Here is a 16,073-nt window from a genome sequence, read left to right as displayed (position 1 = left end):
CGAGCGCAAGCGCGCCGAGGTCGCCGACGTCGACCGCAGCATGTACGACTTCGTGAAGCCCGAGCAGGGCTACGAGCGCTTCGCCGACGGCCTCTCCGGCGACATCGTCGAGGAGATCAGCCACAAGAAGGACGAGCCCAAGTGGATGCTCGAGATGCGCCTCAAGGCCCTCGACCTCTACGAGCGCATGAAGATGCCGGCCAACTGGGGCCCGGCCATCGGCGGGCTCGACATGAGCACCATCTCCACCTACGTGGCCTCCGGCTCCAAGCAGGTCAAGGACTGGAATGAGGTGCCCGACGACATCAAAGACACCTTCGAGCGCCTTGGCATCCCCGAGGCGGAGCGTGCGAGCCTGGCCGGCGTGGGCGCCCAGTACGACTCCGAGATCGTCTACCACAACATGAGGGATGAGGTGGCCAAGCAGGGCGTGGTCTACACCACCGTTGAGGACGCCCTGCACTCCGGCTACGAGGACATGGTGCACGAGTACTTCGGCACGCTCATCCCCATGACCGACCACAAGTTCGCAGCGCTGCACTACGCGGTCTGGAGCGGCGGCTCGTTCGTCTACGTGCCGGCCGGCGTGCACCTGGACTTCCCGCTGCAGAGCTACTTCCGCCTGAACGCCGCCGGCGCTGGACAGTTCGAGCACACGCTCATCATCGTAGAGCCCGGCGCCGACCTGCACTTCATCGAGGGCTGCTCGGCGCCCAAGTACAACGTGGCCAACCTCCACGCCGGCGCCGTCGAGCTCTTCGTGAAGAAGGGCGCGCGCCTGCGCTACTCGACCATCGAGAACTGGTCGAAGAACATGTACAACCTCAACACCAAGCGCGCCAAGGTGGAGGAGGACGGCAAGATCGAATGGGTCTCCGGCTCGTTCGGCAGCCACATCTCCTACCTCTACCCCAGCTCCTTCCTCGTGGGCAAGCGAGCGAGCTGCGAGTTCACCGGCATCACCTTCGCCGGTGCCACGCAGAACCTCGACACGGGCTGCAAGGTGACCTTGGCCGCGCCCGACACCAAGTGCTCGGTCGACACCAAGTCGCTCTCCAAGGGAGGCGGCATCTCCACGTTCAGGAGCTCGGTCGTGGTCACCAAGGCCGCCGACAACGCCAAGGCGTCGGTCTCCTGCTCGTCGCTCATGCTCGACGACATCAGCCGATCGGACACCATCCCGGCGATGGACGTTCGCAACGCCACCGCGAGCGTGGGCCACGAGGCCACCATCGGCCGCATCTCGGACGACACCGTGCTCTATCTCATGAGCCGCGGCTGCTCCGAGCAGGAGGCCAAGACCATGGTGGTCAACGGCTTTGCCGACCCGGTCTCGAAGGAGCTGCCGCTCGAGTACGCCGTCGAGATGAACAACCTCATCAAGCTCGAGATGGAAGGAGCGATTGGCTAGATGGCCATCACGCTTGCGGGCGTCGACCAGGCGCCCTCCCAGACTTGGAACTGGCTCAAGATCAACGACTGCGCGATCGAGGTTCCCACGCCTCCCGCCGCAGACCCCGCCACCGAGGTGCCCTCCGCCGCCCGCCGCATCGCGTGCGGTGCCGGCGCCGACGCCACCCAGTGGCTCGACGCCGCGGCCACCCAGCGCCGCTGCGTCATCGTGCCCGCCAACACCGCGGGCGACCACGTGAGCGTCCAGATCGACGCGGCCCTGGGCTCGGTAGCCCAGACCTGCGTCTTCGCGCGCCCCGGTTCGGAGGCCTTCGTCGACGTCGTGGTGGCCGAGGGCCTGGGCGCCGCGGCCGAGAAGTGCGACGTGCGCGCCCACGCCGAGGACAACGAGGCCGCGGCCAAGGCGTCCGACCTGCCTCGCGCCACCGACAGCGCGCCCACCACGAGCGGGCACGCCCTGCGCATCTACGCCGAGGCCGGGAGCCGCGTCCACGTGACGCTGCTCGTAGCGGCCGGCGTGCACGAGCAGTACCTCGACAGCCTCGGCATCACGGCCGACGACCACGCCGAGGTCACGGTGCGCCAGTACGTCATCGGCGCGGGCACCACGGCGCTCGGCACCAACGTGGACCTCGCCGGCGACCGCAGCCGCCTCGACCTCACGCTTCGCTATCTGGCGGGCGCGGGCGGGCAGCTTGACCTCGGCTACTCCGTGACCATGCGGGGCAAGAAGGGCCGCGCCAACCTCGACATGACCGGCGTGCTCACGGACGACGCCCACAAGAGCCTGCGTGCCACGATCGACCTCGTGCACGGCTGCAAGGGCGCCAAGGGCTCCGAGCAGGAGACCGTACTCGTGGCCGGCGACGACGTGGTTAACAAGACGCTGCCCGTCATCCTCTGCGACGAGGACGACGTCGAGGGCGCCCACGGTGCCGCCATCGGCTCGGTGAGCCCCGAGCAGCTCGTCTACCTGCAGGACCGCGGCCTCTCCGAGGACGAGGCGCTCGAGCTCTTCAGCCGCGCCATCGTCGACGACGCCGCCAACACCCTGCCGGGTTCGGCGCCCGCGGCCGTGGTCTCCTGGGCCCGCACGGCCCTGGGCGTCGCGGCCGCCGACGAGATCGCCGACGCCCTCGAGCTCAGCGACCACCCACTCCGGACCACCTCCGACGAAGCCGGCTCCACCAGCCAGACCGAAAGCGAGGCGTGACCTATGGCAGACGCCACCGACATCACGACCAATCCGTATAAGGCCGACTTCCCGCTGCTCGCGGCGCATCCCGAGCTGTCCTTCCTCGACAGCGCGGCCACCGCGCAGCGCCCCGCCACCGTCCTCGACGCCGAGCGCCGCTTCTACGAGACCATGAACGCCAACCCGCTCCGCGGCCTCTACAAGCTTTCCGTCGACGCCACGGCCGCCATTGAGGAGGCGCGCGGCAAGCTCGCCGCCTTCCTCGGCGCCAAGGATAAGGACGAGGTCATCTTCACGAGGAACGCCTCCGAGGCGCTGAACCTCCTCGCGAAGACCCTCGGCCCCACCGTGCTCGAGCCCGGTGACGAGGTTGTCATCACCATCATGGAGCACCATTCCAACCTCATCCCCTGGCAGCAGGTCTGCCGCGCCACGAGCGCCAAGCTCGTCTACCTGCGCCCGGACAAGGGCTCCAAGGGCGACTTCGAGATCTCGCCCGAGGAGGTCGCGGCCAAGATCGGCCCGCGCACCAAGATTGTCTCCGTCACGCACGTCTCCAACGTGCTCGGCGTCGAGAACGACGTGCGCGCCATCGCCGACGCGGCGCACGCCGTGGGCGCCACCGTCATCGCCGACGGCGCGCAGTCGCTGCCCCACGTGCACGTGGACGTCGAGAGGCTTGGCGTGGACGCCTTCGCCTTCTCCGCCCACAAGCTGGGTGGCCCCATGGGCATCGGCGGCCTCTGGGCGCACCGCGCGCTCCTCGAGAGCCTGCCGCCCTTCCTCACCGGCGGCGAGATGATCGACTCCGTGACCGAGACGGAGGCCGTCTGGGCGCCCATCCCCGAGAAGTTCGAGGCCGGCACGCAGGACGCCGCGGGCATCTACGCCACGGGAGTCGCCATCGACTACATCGAGGCGCACGACCGCGACCAGCTCGAGGAGCGCGAGCGCAACCTCGCCGCCTACCTCGCCGGGCAGCTCGAGGCCCTCGACTTCGTGGACCTCGTGGGCCCGGCCGACCCGCGCCACCACGTGGGGGCCGTCTCGTTCAACGTGCGCGGCATCCACCCGCACGACGTCTCGAGCCTGCTCGACACCAAGGACGTGGACATCCGCGCCGGCCACCACTGCGCGCAGCCGCTGCTCACCTGGCTTGGCATCGAGAGCTGCTGCCGCGCCAGCGTGGCGTTCTACAACGACAAGGCCGACATCGACCAGCTCGTCGACGGCCTCAGGTTCGTCTGGGGGGTCTTCCATGGCTAACGCAGGTGGCGGCGTCTACAGCCGCGCGCTCATGGACCACGTGAGCAACCCCGACTACAAGTACAAGATGGACGACCCCACGCTCACGCACGAGGGCATCAACCCCAGCTGCGGCGACGACCTCGTGCTTGACGTGCGCCTGGGCGACGACGGCAAGATCGCCGAAGTCTCCTGGACGGGCCACGGCTGCGCGGTCTCTCAGGGCTCGGCCGACATGATGAGCGACCTCATGGTGGGCGAGACCCCCGAGGACGCCCGCAAGCTCTGCCATCTCTTCGGCCAGATGATCCGCGGCGAGCAGAAGGACCCCGACACGCTCGACGAGCTCGACGAGGCCAGCTGCCTCGAGTCCATCTCGCACATGCCGGCGCGCGTGAAGTGCGCCGAGCTGGCCTGGCGCACGCTCGACGAGATGCTCGCCCACCCCGAGGCCTCGGAGCGTACCTCCCCCACCTCGACGGAGGACGGCACGGACGAGAACGGCAACCCCGTGGCGGGCGCCGGTGCCGCGCCCAAGGCCCCCACGGTCCTCGACTGCGCGCTCGACGGCCACCTGCCCGCCCGTGCGCCCGAGGACAAGGCCTAGCCATGGCCTCCGGTATCTCGACCAAGGGTCGCTACGCGCTGCGCGTCATGGCCGACCTCGCCGTCTCCCAGGAGCGTGGCGAGTGGGTGTCGCTCGGCGACATCTCCAAGCGCCAGGGCATCTCGCGCAAGTACCTCGAGCAGGTCATGGCGTCGCTGCACAAGGCCGGCTTCGTGACGAGCCAGCGCGGCAAGGGCGGCGGCTACCGGCTTGCCAAGGACGCGTCCGACTACACCCTGGGTCAGATCATCCGCGTTGCCGAGGGCAGCTCGTTGGCGCCCGTGTCGTGCCTCGACTGCGCCAGCGGCACCCTCTGCCCACGCTCGGAGCTCTGCCCCACCCTGCCCGTCTGGCGCGAGCTGGGACACATCATCAGCACCTACCTCGACAGCAAGCGGCTCTCGGACATCACCGTGGGCATGCGCGCCGCCGAGGAGGCCGAGGGTGCGCTCGCCGGCATCGAGGGCCTCTGCAAGTAGGCGTGGGGTAAGGCGAAGAACGTCAACGAGGTCATCAGGCGCTGGCCCATGCTGGGCTACCTGCACTTCTCCGTGGCAACGTTCGAGCGGTGGGTACCTCGCGACGTTCCCGAGGGCACCCGGTTCGAGGTACGGGCGAAGGAGGGCGCGAGAGGGCGCAGGCTCAAGAGCGCTCGGCGCGAATGAGGGCTCGGCACAAGAGGGGCCTCAATTCAGACATGAAGGGCAGAGAGGAGCCGCGCAAGCCCCTCTCGACCCTTTCTTTTTGGCAGTTGCCTGGAGGATGGATGACCGCTTCACGCTTGATGCGGCCCCGCTGGCCTCGGCATGGCCCCGCCGGGCCTCGACGCGGCTCCGCTGGGTCTCGGCGCGACTCCGCTAGCCCCTTGCCGCCGCGCGCACGGCCTCGGCCTCCGGATGGGCGCCCTCGGTGGCCACCACCATGGCGCACACGCGATTAGCGCAGGCGATGGCGTCCTCGATGCCGTCGCCACGGTGCAGGCAGGCCATGACGGCGCCGATGTGGGCGTCGCCGGCCCCAATCGTGTCAACGATGCGCTTCTCGGGCGCCTTGGGCACGGTGCCGCACGCGTCGCCCGCCTCGTAGGAGCAGCCCTTATTGCCGAGCGTCACGAAGACCGTGTTGCCCGTGCGGTCGGCCAGAATCGACGACGCGCCACGCGAGACGGTCATCTCCTCGCCCGCGATGCGATCGGCGCACAGCTGCGCCTCGGAGCTGTTGAGGTGCAGGATGGGGTGTAGGTCGTAGATGCGGTCGAGCAGGTCGGCCGGCACCTTGGCCGGACGCGGGCCCGGCGTGAAGAAGATGGTCTTGCCCGCGCAGCGCCGCTCGAGGAAGTCGACGATGTAGGGGCCCGAGGGCTCCTCGATCTCGAGGCCGCAGACGTAGACGTAGTCTATTTCGTCTATGTCGATGCGGTCGAACCACTCCCGGCGATAGCGGTAGTCGGCCCCATGATGGGCAATGAAGGTGCGTTCGCCGCCAGGCTCCACAAAGCAGAAGCAGCAGCCGTTCTCGCCCTCGGCGTCGGCGATGGGCGAGGTGATGCCCTCCTTGGCCAGGCTCGTGCGAACGAAGTGGCCGTACGGACCCGTGCCGATGGGGCTGAACAGGACGGCCGGCTCGCCCAGCGCGTGCATCACCCAGAAGGCGTTGAATGCGCATCCGCCCAGCGTCATGCGCTGCTCGTGCGCGATGACGTCCTCGGCGGTGTGCGGCAGGTGGTCGATCCTCAGGACCACGTCCGCGCAGGCGACGCCGATGACCAAGATCTTTCCCACAGCCCGCTCCTTCCGGCAGCCTCGCGAGGAATCGCGCTCGCTCGTGAAGCACTCCTTGCCCAGCCCTCGCATGGTACCACCTTGGTCGGCGAATCCTTACTCTGCGCTTACAGAAAGGCTCAGAGCGATTGCGGGCCGATCCCATGCGACCTGCCTCTAAGACGTTTGCAAGCTATCCCCACGTAGGCAAGGGCCAGAGCCGCGCGCGAGTTGGCCCCATGCTGACGAGCGGCAAAGCCGCGCGCAGGACGCACCAAGCAGATAGGCGTCATAGCCGCGCGCGGGACGTTTCCAGGCAGACGGGCGCCAGAGCCGCGCGCGGGACGTTTCCAGTCAGACGGGCGTTGTGAATATCTGACCTTGTGGTCACACTGGCCGGTTTACCATGCATGGGCGACGTTGGCTTGCGCTCGTATTGGCCATCAAGGGCCTCATTGGCCCCGCAAAGAACCGTCAAATCCTATGGATGGCCCTCTTTATTTCGATTAATAGATGACTCGCCCTCGATATGCGTCACCAAGACAACGCCAAGGCGCAGCCAAATGGGAGGCTGGAGAGCCACAAGGCAAGGTAAGTTGGCCTTCGTGACCATCAAACGAGTAATAGACGGCTAGAGAGGTCTGCAGGCCTGCTACAAAGGCCTCAGGCGAGCAAACCCGAGACGAAGAGCAGATAAGCGGAGGGGCGGCACGCCGAACAACACAGATACTGTGAGCTGGCCGGATGAGGGGGAGCCGGAAACCCACGCAATGGGCCAACGCGGCAGCAGTGAAAAGGCACACAGGAAAGACCAGGTAAGCAGGAACAAAAAGGCCGGAGCCTTTAGGCTCCGGCCTTTGATATCACTAAGACAGCCAAGGAGGCAGGCGCTTGAATGCGAGAGACAAGCGCCAGAGTCTCAGGGGCAGACTACTTGGTGCGGTACCAGCCGCCGCCCCAGATGCTGCGGTACGAGACACCCACCCTGGGGTTGCCGGCGTCAATCATATTGCCACCGCCCATGTAGATGCCCACGTGGCCGCCCCAGCAGACGATGTCGCCCGCCTGCGGGTTGGAGGTCGAGCGACCCCAGCCGCCCTGCGACTCGGATGTGCGCGGCAGCGAGATGCCCGCCTGCGCGTAGCACCACTGCACGAAACCAGAGCAGTCGAACGAGCTCGGACCAGTGGCGCCGTAGACGTACTTGGAGCCGACCTTGCTCCACGCGGCAGAGACGATGGCGTTGCGCTGCGAACTCGTGAGACCGCTGCCGGAGTTGGAGCTGCTGGAGCTCGGCTTGGAGGTAGTGGTGTTGCTCGCATGGCTGCCGCCGCCGTTACTCTGGGCAGGGGCATCGTCGTTGCTGGAGGAGTCGCCACCACCGTTGTTGGTGGTCGTCTCAGTCTGCTGGGTCTCCGAGCCGCCGTTGTCGGCGCCAACCGTGTCCGTGGCGGCCACGTAGTTTCCGCCGTCGGCCGTGGCCTGCTGCTGGGCGGCCTGCTGCGCCGCCTGCTGAGCGGCCTCGTAGGCGGCCTGCTCCTCGGCGATCTTGTCCTGGACCTGCTGGTCAAGCGAGCTCACGTACGACTGGGTCTCGGAGACCTTGGCGTTGAGCTCGTCTTGCTGGGTCTGCTGGTCGGAGAGGAGCTTCTGCTGCTCGGCCTTCTTGGAGTTGAGGTCGTCCTCGATGGACTTGACCTGCTGGATGGCCTGGGCGTCAGACTCGCTCACCTTGGAGGCGTAGTACATGCGGCTCACGAGGTCGTCGAAGCTGTTGGAGTCGAAGATGATCGACGCCAGCGACACGCCGCCGGTCTTGTAGTTGGTCGCCACGCGGCTGGAGAGCACCGCCTGCGCCTGTTCGAGCTCGCCCTGCTTCTGCTCGATCTCGGCGTTAGTGGCATCGAGGTCGGACTGGGTCTGGTTGACCTGCTCGCTCATGGCGGAGGCCTGGTCGTAGAGGTCGTTCAGGTGCGCGTTCGCATCGTCGAGCTGGGCCTGGAGCTCGGCAGAGGTGTCGGCCAGAGCCAGCGTGGGCAGGCTGGTGAACGCGGTCGCGCCAATCATGGCCGCAACGCTGAAACGCGCGATGGAGGTTCGTATCGTCACGGTACTTCCCTTTCGCTTGCCTACAGAGAAAGGCAGCTCAGGACCCTGAGGCCCGCTGCCGAAGTGTGCGAGGACAGTGGCTGCGTTTGGCCCGCGCAAGGCGCCAGACCGGGTTCGATTGGTCTCTCTCACCGAAATTGCCGTCTTAATGGTAGCTTTTACGCGAGGGTCGACCAACTCGATGTGGAAGCCCCGTGAACCCCCCTGCTCACACGGTCGTTACTTGAGGGTTTGACAAGGTTCATGGTGCGCAACAGGACAGGGCGAGGATGCATCGCGCGACAGGACAGGGCGAGACGGGCGAAACGCTTAAGGAGACACACCTCATGGCCACGTCGACCGGGCAAGGCAGGCCGGGCGAGATGCGTCCGCACCGTCAGCTGCCCAACTGCCCCAGCCAACGCAAAAAGGCGGGGCCGGCACGCAGCCAGCCCCGCCCTCATGAACGCGTGTCGAACGCCTGTCGCCCCGGCGAGCGAGACGCTAGTTCCGCCTGTCGCCTCGGCGAGCGAGGTGCTAGTTCCGCCTGTCGCCTCGGCGAGCGAGGTGCTAGTTCCAGCCCTTGCCCTCGGAGCCGAAGTCGTGGATGAGCTTCTTGGTGTGCTCGACGATGGCCTGCTTGCCCGGGAGGAGGAGCTTGCGGGGGTCAAAGCCCTTGCCCTGCTGGTCCTTGCCCTCCTCGATGTACTTGCGCGTGGCCTCGGCAAAGACGACCTGAAGGTCGGTGTTGACGTTGATCTTGGAGACGCCGAGCTTGATGGCCTTCTGGACCTGGTCCAGGGGGATGCCGGAGCCACCGTGCAGGACGAGCGGCAGGTCGCCCGTGAGGGCCTTGATCTCGCCGAGGCGCTCGAAGGAGAGACCCTGCCAGTCGGCCGGGTAGATGCCGTGGATGTTGCCGATGCCGCAGGCGAGGAAGTCAACGCCGAGGTCGGCGATGGCCTTGCACTGCTCGGGGTCGGCCAGCTCGCCGGCGGAGGTCACGCCGTCCTCGGTGCCGCCGATGCCGCCAACCTCGGCCTCGACGGAGATGCCCTTGGAGTGGGCGAGCTTGACGATCTCGGCCGTGCGGTCGATGTTGGTCTGGAAGTCGGCCTCGTGGGAGCCGTCATACATGACAGAGGTGAAGCCGGCCTCGATGCACTGGAAGCAGGCCTCGTAGGAGCCGTGGTCCAGGTGCAGGGCAACCGGCACGGTAATGTTCTTGTCCTCGACGAGCTGACGCACCATGTCAGCGACGACCTTGAAGCTGGTCTGCCACTTGGCGGCACCAGAGGTGCACTGGATGATGACCGGGCTCTGCGTCTCCTCGGCGGCGTCGAGGATGGCGGTGGCCCACTCGAGGTTGTTGGTGTTGAAGGCACCAATGCCGTAGTGACCCTTCTCGGCGTGCTGAAGCATAGTGGCTGCATTGACGAGCATGTCATTACCTCCGTTGTTGAAGACCGACACTCGAACCATCTGGAAGTATACCCACGCCCACGACTCCGTGGGTTGACTATTTGACGAATTCTGCAGGTAGATTGGGTGGTTGTCCCGATAACATGGTCATTTGGGGGCCACGGTTCAGTGGTCATCTTGATTTGGTGGCGCACGCGTAAGCGCCGCCGGGGCGTCTTCGGACGCCCGGCACCAGAAAGCGCGCGTCACAGCAAAGGGGCGACCCGGCACACGTCGGACCGCCCCTCCTCACACGCTATATGCAGGCCGCACGACCCTACTCGGCCGCGCAAAAACCCTCGGCCAGCACCGCTACTTTGTGGCGTCCGCGACCTCGCGCTCCTCCACGGGCGCGGCCTTGGGAGCGGGGGCGTCCGCATGGAAGCCGCAGTGGCACGCGGCGGCAGCGGCGGCCTTCTCGGCCTTCTCCCTCTCGATGGCCTCCCTGGTCTCCTCGCGCATGAACTCCTCGGTGGGAGAGCCCTCGAAGCCCCTGTGGCCCTCGCGCCTGAACTTCTCCATGTCCGACTTGGCCATGCCCTGGGACTCGTCGGTGTGGCGCTTCTCGTAGAGGTTGTCGCTCTTGTCGTTCCAGATGCGCTCGGCCACGGGTGCCCAGGCGACGGCGGCGGGCACCGTCTTCTCGGCGAGCTCCTCCGGCGTCTCCTCGGCCACGAGGTCGGTGTTGTGGGCGTGGGCCTCCTTGACCATGGCGCCCAGGATCTTGGGGTTCTCGAGCATGGGGCACGGACGCAGGTGGTTGCCGTTGAACGGCTGGTTCTCGTAGTACTTCATGAAGATGGGCGAGCGCAGCGCGTCGAGCAGGCTCATGTCGTGGATGTTGGCGTTGGAGTAGTGGATGAACACGCACGGCTCCACGTCACCCGCGGCGTTGATGTGCAGGTAGCGACGGCCGCCGGCGATGCAGCCGCCCACGTACTCGCCGTCGTTCTGGAAGTCGAGCGTGAAGAGCGGCTTCTTCTCGCGCATCTCGCGAATGAAGTGATACATGTGCTCGCGCTGCTCGGGCGTGGGGATGAGGTCGGCCGTGGCGGCCTTGCCCACCGGCATGAAGTGGAAGTACCAGCAGAACAGGGCGCCCTCGTGAATCATCCAGTCCATGTTCTCCTCGGTGGCCACCGTATCTGCGTTGGCCTTGGTCCAGCAGCAGGAGATGCCGAACGGGAGCTCGTGCTCGCGCAGGAGGCCCATGGCCTTCTCGATGGCCTTGTACACGCCGTTGCCGCGACGGGCGTCGGTGGTGTGCTCGTTGCCCTCGGCGGAGATGGCAGGCACGAAGTTGCCCACGCGGATCATGTCCTGGCAGAACTTCTCGTCGATGAGCGTGGAGTTGGTGAAGCACAGGAAGATGCAGTCGGGGTGCTTCTCGCAGATCTTGATGAGGTCCTTCTTGCGGGTGAGCGGCTCGCCGCCGGTGTAGATGTAGACATGCGTGCCGAGGGCCTTGCCCTGCGTCACGATCGAGTCGATGTCGTCGAACGAGAGGTTCTGCTGGTGGCCGTACTCGGCAGCCCAGCAGCCGATGCAGTGCAGGTTGCAGGCGCTCGTCGGGTCAAGCAGGATGGCCCAGGGGATGTTGCACTTGTACTTCTCGCGGCTCTTCTCCTGGACGGGCCACGCCATGAGGTTGCCGTCGACGAGCAGCGCCTTGAGCAGCTTGGTGCGCATATCGGGGTTGAGCTGGAACACCTTCATGATGAGCTGGTACCAGTTGCCGCGGCTCTTGATGACGTCGGTGAACGCCTTGCGCTGCGCGGGAAACACGCTGTCCGGCACGAGCTTGTTCACGAGGTCCATGATCTTGTCGACATGGCCCGCCGGGTCGTCATTCAGGTAGTCGATGAGCTTGTCAAGTGCGGCACGCTCAGCAGCCTGCGTAAGTCCCATAGTTTCGCTCCCTCTTCCCAAACGCGTCACACGTCTCTTCCGGCGCCGATCGCAGCCGGGACCCAGCGTCCCTCGCGCCAGGTACATTATGTAAACCTGCGTGCATAGTACCCCTGATTTGGGCGAGTAAACCGTGTTCGGAAACTCTATTGAAGGTTATTTTCAACACCTGGAAACATATGTCCATGCCAGTGGGGACAACTTTGCCGGTTGCTTCGCATGAGCTTACGTTTGCGTGACGCGCGGAGGGGTGGGGCAAAGCCGGCGATGCGGGGCCGGGAGAGCGCCGCGGCAGGTCGGTCCGAGGCCTTGCCGGCCGGGGCGCCGCGACGACAAGGTCCCCGACCCCCTAGCGCCAGCTCCTCTCGAGAATCGCCGTGACGTCGTCCTGCGTGAGCGGCACGGGGTCGTGCGAGAACAGCACGCCGTTGGTCTCGAGCGCCTTGGCCGCGATGGCCGGCAGCTCCTCGTGCGTGATGCCCCAGTCGCTCATGGCAAGCCCGTCCACGCCGCACGCGCGCTCGAGGCGCTCGTACTGGTCGATGAAGGCAAGCGGGCCGCGCGCGGCAACGTCGGCGTCGGTGGCGCCCATGAGCCGGGCCATGTCCTCATAGCGCTCGTCGCAGGCATGGGCGTCGATCATGTGGCGGTGGTAGGCACCCGCGATCATGATGAGGCCCGCGCCGTGGGGCAGGCGGTGGTGATGCGCGCTCATGCCGTGCTCGGTGCCGTGGCAGCCCGTCGTGCCCGACGCGTCCATCGCGTAGCCGCCCAGCGTGTTGGCAAACGCCAGCTGGGTGCGAGCCTCGAGGTCGGCACCGTCGTTCACGCAGGCGGGAAGCGCCGCGGCGGCGTTTCTGATGCCCTCGCGGCAGATCATGTCGCCCATGGGGTTGCGAAGGTTGGAGATGTAGCACTCGATGCTGTGGAACATCGCGTCGAAGCCCTGGTAGGCCGTGAGGCGCGGCGGTACCGTGAGCATGAGCTCGGGGTCGACCACCGACAGGCGCGGGAACAGGCGCGGCTCGCCCAGGCGAAGCTTCTCCTCGGTCTCCTCCTGCGAGATGATGCCGCCGGCGTCCACCTCCGAGCCGGTGCCGGCCGTGGTGGTCACGCACACGAGCGGCAGCGGGTCGTTGGGCATGGGCAGGCCCTTGGCCGTGCCACCGTTGACGAAGTCCCAGATGTCGCCCGGCTGCTCGGTGCCGTCCGCGGCGCGGTGCGGGTTGGCGGCCGCGGCGCAGATGCCCTTGGAGCCGTCCATGACCGAGCCGCCACCCAGTGCCAGCACGAAGTCGCAGCCGCGCTCGCGGGCCAGCCGGGCGCCGGCGTTCACCGTCTTGCGCAGCGGGTTCGGCTCAATGTGGTCGAAGAGCTCGTGGGCGACGCCCGCCCGGTCGAGCTCGGCCTCCACGCGGGCCAGGTAGCCGTTGGCCTTCACTGACTTTCCGGCCGTGGTCACGACGAGTGCCTTGGTTCCCGGCAGCCGCTGGTCTCCCAGCTCGCCCAACTTGCCCGGGCCAAAGAGCACGTGCGTGGGCGCAAAGAAGTTGTATGGGTTCATGGCCATCCCGCCTTCACTCGAGTCTCCCGGTCGCCTCCATTCTAGGATTCTCGCGGGGCCCGGCCCCCGCCTTGTGCACAGGGCACGCGATTCGCCGGAACGCCGCCGACTCCGTTGACGCCCTCGGCGTCAACCCTCAGGTTCTGCCTTATGCACGCCGTGCGTGCCCCGCCAGACGCTTTGCCCCACCCCGCCGGATACCGTGCGTGCCCCGCCGGCCGGCCACCATAGTCGCCCGCCGCCCCCAGCCCGAGTGAGCCACACGCAATCTAGCGGGCGCTCGCAAATTCGAGTCTTCGCACTTTGGAGTTGTGAACGACTTTGCGGGCCGTTTTCGCGATACCCTGAGTACAAACGCCAGATAACCTACTTGGACAGGTCGCGAAAGGCTCCAAAAAACCGTTCACAACTCGAAAGTGCGAAGACGGCATTCCGCGATTCCCACGTAGATCGCGTGTCGCCCCCGCCAACCGCTCGAAAGGACCCCCATGACCCTCACGCAGCTGCGCTACATCGCCAAGGTCGCCGAGTGCGGCTCGATCACCGAGGCGGCCCGGCAGCTCTACATCTCGCAGCCGTCCCTCTCGGCTGCCATCCGCGAGCTCGAGGGCGAGCTGGGCATCCAGATCTTCAACCGCAGCGCGCGCGGCATCTCGCTCACCACCGACGGCTCGGAGTTCCTCTCCTTCGCGCGCCAGATCCTCGAGCAGACCGAGCTCGTCGAGCAGCGCTACGCGCACGCCAAGCCGTCCAAGCGCCTGTGCGCCATCTCGGCCCAGCACTACGCCTTCGCCGTGAACGCGTTCGTGCGCCTGCTCGAGAGCATCGACGCACCCGAGTACGAGCTCACCCTGCGCGAGAGCCGCACTTACGAGGTGTTCGAGGACGTGGCGGGCTACCGAAGCGAGCTTGGCATCATCTACCTCAGCTCGTTCAACGAGAAGGTGCTGCGCAAGCTCATGCGCGAGAGCCACCTCAGCTACACGCCGCTGTTCGACGCGCCGCCGCACGTGTTTCTGAGCGAGCGCCACCCGCTGGCGCACGCCGAGCGCGTGACGCTTGCCGAGCTCGACGACTACCCCTACCTCTGCTACGACCAGGGCACGCACAACTCGCTCTACTTCTCCGAGGAGCTCCTGCCCTTCGAGAGCCACCGCAAGACCATCGTGGTGACCGACCGCGCCACGCTCTTCAACCTGCTGCGCGGGGTGGACGGCTACACCATCTGCTCGGGCGTGCTCAACAGCAACCTCAACGGCAGCGACATCGTGTCGGTGCCGCTCGAGACCGACGAGACCATGCAGCTGGGCTACCTCACCAACGACCGAGCGAGCCTCTCGCCCATGGCCAGGCGCTACCTCGCCGAGCTGCGCAAGCTCATCGCCGCCGACGGCTTCGAGGTGCTGAGCTAGGGGCGATGGGCCAGGCCGGGCCGGGCAGGCCCGGTTGGCATGCGGGTCCCCGCCACGGAAAAACCGAAAGCCAGCCCTGCGAAAGGCCTTGTTTCCTCGGCCAGCGGGGTTCTACGCGGCGACGCGTTCGGGAATATGTGTGCGAGAAGACGCGTTGCGTCACAATCGGTGCGGCCCAACCCCGCCACGACCCAACCACGCCAAGCCCGCGCAGGCGCCGCGCCTGGCGCACCCGACGACCCCTGCCCCGCACAAAGCCAAGGAGACCAACATGAGCAATGACACCACCGGCGCCCCCGACGCCTCGCTCCCCATCGTCATCCCGCCCACCGGGCCCAAGGCGCCCGTACCGGCGGCCGACGGCCCCTCCCCCATCGAGGGACGTCTGCGCAAGGCACCGCTTCGCGTGCCCGACACCTACGACGAGTGCAGCGGCTTCACGCTCTTTGGCCGCAAAATCCGGTCGCTGCTCTACTCCACCGACGTCGCCGTGATCCGCAACTCCAACGCCGACGCGATCTTTGCCGTCTACCCGTTCACCGCGCAGCCCGCCATCACCCAGGCGCTGCTCACGGTGGCCGAGGCGCCGCTGTTCGTGGGCGTGGGCGGCGGCACCACCACGGGCCGGCGCGCGGCCGAGCTCGCGGCCGTGTCCGAGATGCAGGGCGCGGCGGGCGTGGTGCTCAACTCGCCCGCGACCACCGAGATGGTCTCGCACATCGCCACGACGGTGGACATCCCCGTGGTGGCCACCATCACCAAGTTCGACGACGAGGCCGCCGAGAAGGTCTACGCAGGCGCGCGCATCGTCAACGTGGCGGCAGGGCGAAACACCGCCGCCGTCATCGCCGAGCTGCGCGCAGCCTTCCCCAACCTGCCGATCATCGCCACCGGCGGGCACGACGCGGGAACGGCACAGGCCACGGTTGCCGCCGGCGCCAACGCGCTCATCTGGGCACCGCCCAGCGTGGTGCAGCTGCAGAAGGACATGATGGTTCGCTACCGCGCGGGCAAGGGCGCCCACGACGATGACGAGCCGACCGCCGAGGCCACCGTGCCGCCGGTGGCCGACATCACCGACATGCCGGTGGCCGACGTCCCCGCGGGCGTGGTCACCACGGTGCCGCCCGAGGCCGAGGCGGCCCCGGTGGTCACGAAGGGCTTTGTGAGTCCCTTCCACGGCAGGCTCCCCCGCCTCAGGCGCAAGGGCTAGCATCGTCCGCACGGCCGGGGCGCGGCGCGCTCTAACCCGCGCGCCGCGGTCGCACACGCCGGACACGAGTCCTGCCCCACACAGGCTCCGATAAACGCAGAAGACGTTTCTGAAAAAGGTATCTAAGCAGATTCCTTTTTCAGAAACGTCTTCTGCGGAGAGTCTCCCGTGTTGAAGGCAGATTCCTTTTTCAGAAACGTCTTCTGC

12 protein-coding genes are annotated in these 16,073 nt (G+C 66.9%); 7 read left to right on the top strand and 5 right to left on the bottom strand.

Features of this window, described 5'->3' with window-relative positions:
- Nucleotides 1–40 precede the first annotated feature (40 nt).
- Genes sufB through EFAMC1_RS10650 form a run of 5 tightly spaced genes read left to right on the top strand, consistent with a single transcriptional unit; the run spans nucleotide 41 to nucleotide 4,939 of the window.
- On the top strand, nucleotides 41–1,411 hold the full coding sequence (sufB, locus tag EFAMC1_RS10670) for a Fe-S cluster assembly protein SufB (protein ID WP_261981881.1): 1,371 nt from the start codon (nucleotides 41–43) through the stop codon (nucleotides 1,409–1,411).
- Nucleotides 1,412–2,626 carry a SufB/SufD family protein gene (locus tag EFAMC1_RS10665; RefSeq protein ID WP_154054251.1) on the top strand — a complete coding sequence of 405 codons (1,215 nt, stop codon included), beginning with the start codon at nucleotides 1,412–1,414 and terminating at the stop codon, nucleotides 2,624–2,626.
- Between the two features lie 3 nt (nucleotides 2,627–2,629).
- On the top strand, nucleotides 2,630–3,874 hold the full coding sequence (locus tag EFAMC1_RS10660) for an aminotransferase class V-fold PLP-dependent enzyme (protein WP_154054250.1): 1,245 nt from the start codon (nucleotides 2,630–2,632) through the stop codon (nucleotides 3,872–3,874).
- On the top strand, nucleotides 3,867–4,460 hold the full coding sequence (sufU, locus tag EFAMC1_RS10655) for a Fe-S cluster assembly sulfur transfer protein SufU (protein WP_154054249.1): 594 nt from the start codon (nucleotides 3,867–3,869) through the stop codon (nucleotides 4,458–4,460). Before EFAMC1_RS10660 ends, sufU begins: the two co-directional genes overlap by 8 nt.
- Nucleotides 4,461–4,462: 2 nt before the next feature.
- Entirely contained in the window at nucleotides 4,463–4,939 is a 477-nt protein-coding gene (locus tag EFAMC1_RS10650; protein WP_154054248.1) for an RrF2 family transcriptional regulator, read from the top strand.
- Between the two features lie 378 nt (nucleotides 4,940–5,317).
- Here EFAMC1_RS10650 and EFAMC1_RS10645 read toward each other — a convergent pair whose 3' ends face one another.
- The 5 genes from EFAMC1_RS10645 to EFAMC1_RS10625 all read right to left on the bottom strand — a co-directional run bounded on the left by EFAMC1_RS10645 (nucleotide 5,318) and on the right by EFAMC1_RS10625 (nucleotide 13,241).
- On the bottom strand, nucleotides 5,318–6,241 hold the full coding sequence (locus EFAMC1_RS10645; protein WP_154054247.1) for a PfkB family carbohydrate kinase: 924 nt from the start codon (nucleotides 6,239–6,241) through the stop codon (nucleotides 5,318–5,320).
- A gap of 909 nt (nucleotides 6,242–7,150) precedes the next feature.
- Nucleotides 7,151–8,329, bottom strand: coding sequence for an NlpC/P60 family protein (locus tag EFAMC1_RS10640; RefSeq protein WP_154054246.1), 1,179 nt, complete (start codon nucleotides 8,327–8,329; stop codon nucleotides 7,151–7,153).
- A 549-nt stretch (nucleotides 8,330–8,878) separates the two neighbouring features.
- Complete coding sequence (gene fba / locus EFAMC1_RS10635) at nucleotides 8,879–9,751, bottom strand: class II fructose-1,6-bisphosphate aldolase (RefSeq protein ID WP_154054245.1); 873 nt, start codon at nucleotides 9,749–9,751, stop codon at nucleotides 8,879–8,881.
- 330 nt (nucleotides 9,752–10,081) lie between these two features.
- On the bottom strand, nucleotides 10,082–11,677 hold the full coding sequence (locus EFAMC1_RS10630) for a radical SAM protein (RefSeq protein WP_154054244.1): 1,596 nt from the start codon (nucleotides 11,675–11,677) through the stop codon (nucleotides 10,082–10,084).
- Nucleotides 11,678–12,026: 349 nt separating this feature from the next.
- On the bottom strand, nucleotides 12,027–13,241 hold the full coding sequence (locus tag EFAMC1_RS10625) for an iron-containing alcohol dehydrogenase (protein WP_154054243.1): 1,215 nt from the start codon (nucleotides 13,239–13,241) through the stop codon (nucleotides 12,027–12,029).
- A gap of 488 nt (nucleotides 13,242–13,729) precedes the next feature.
- On the opposite strand from EFAMC1_RS10625, the gene EFAMC1_RS10620 reads away from it, so the two are divergent.
- Nucleotides 13,730–14,653: a LysR family transcriptional regulator gene (locus EFAMC1_RS10620; protein WP_154054242.1), complete on the top strand. Its 924-nt coding sequence runs from the start codon at nucleotides 13,730–13,732 to the stop codon at nucleotides 14,651–14,653.
- A 271-nt stretch (nucleotides 14,654–14,924) separates the two neighbouring features.
- On the top strand, nucleotides 14,925–15,866 hold the full coding sequence (locus EFAMC1_RS10615) for a hypothetical protein (RefSeq protein WP_222838717.1): 942 nt from the start codon (nucleotides 14,925–14,927) through the stop codon (nucleotides 15,864–15,866).
- Nucleotides 15,867–16,073: the final 207 nt, after the last annotated feature.

The organism is Olsenella uli, from assembly GCF_901212675.1.
Taxonomy (GTDB): Bacteria; Actinomycetota; Coriobacteriia; order Coriobacteriales; family Atopobiaceae; genus Parolsenella; species Parolsenella uli_B.
This window is presented reverse-complemented; position numbering and strand designations above follow the sequence as displayed.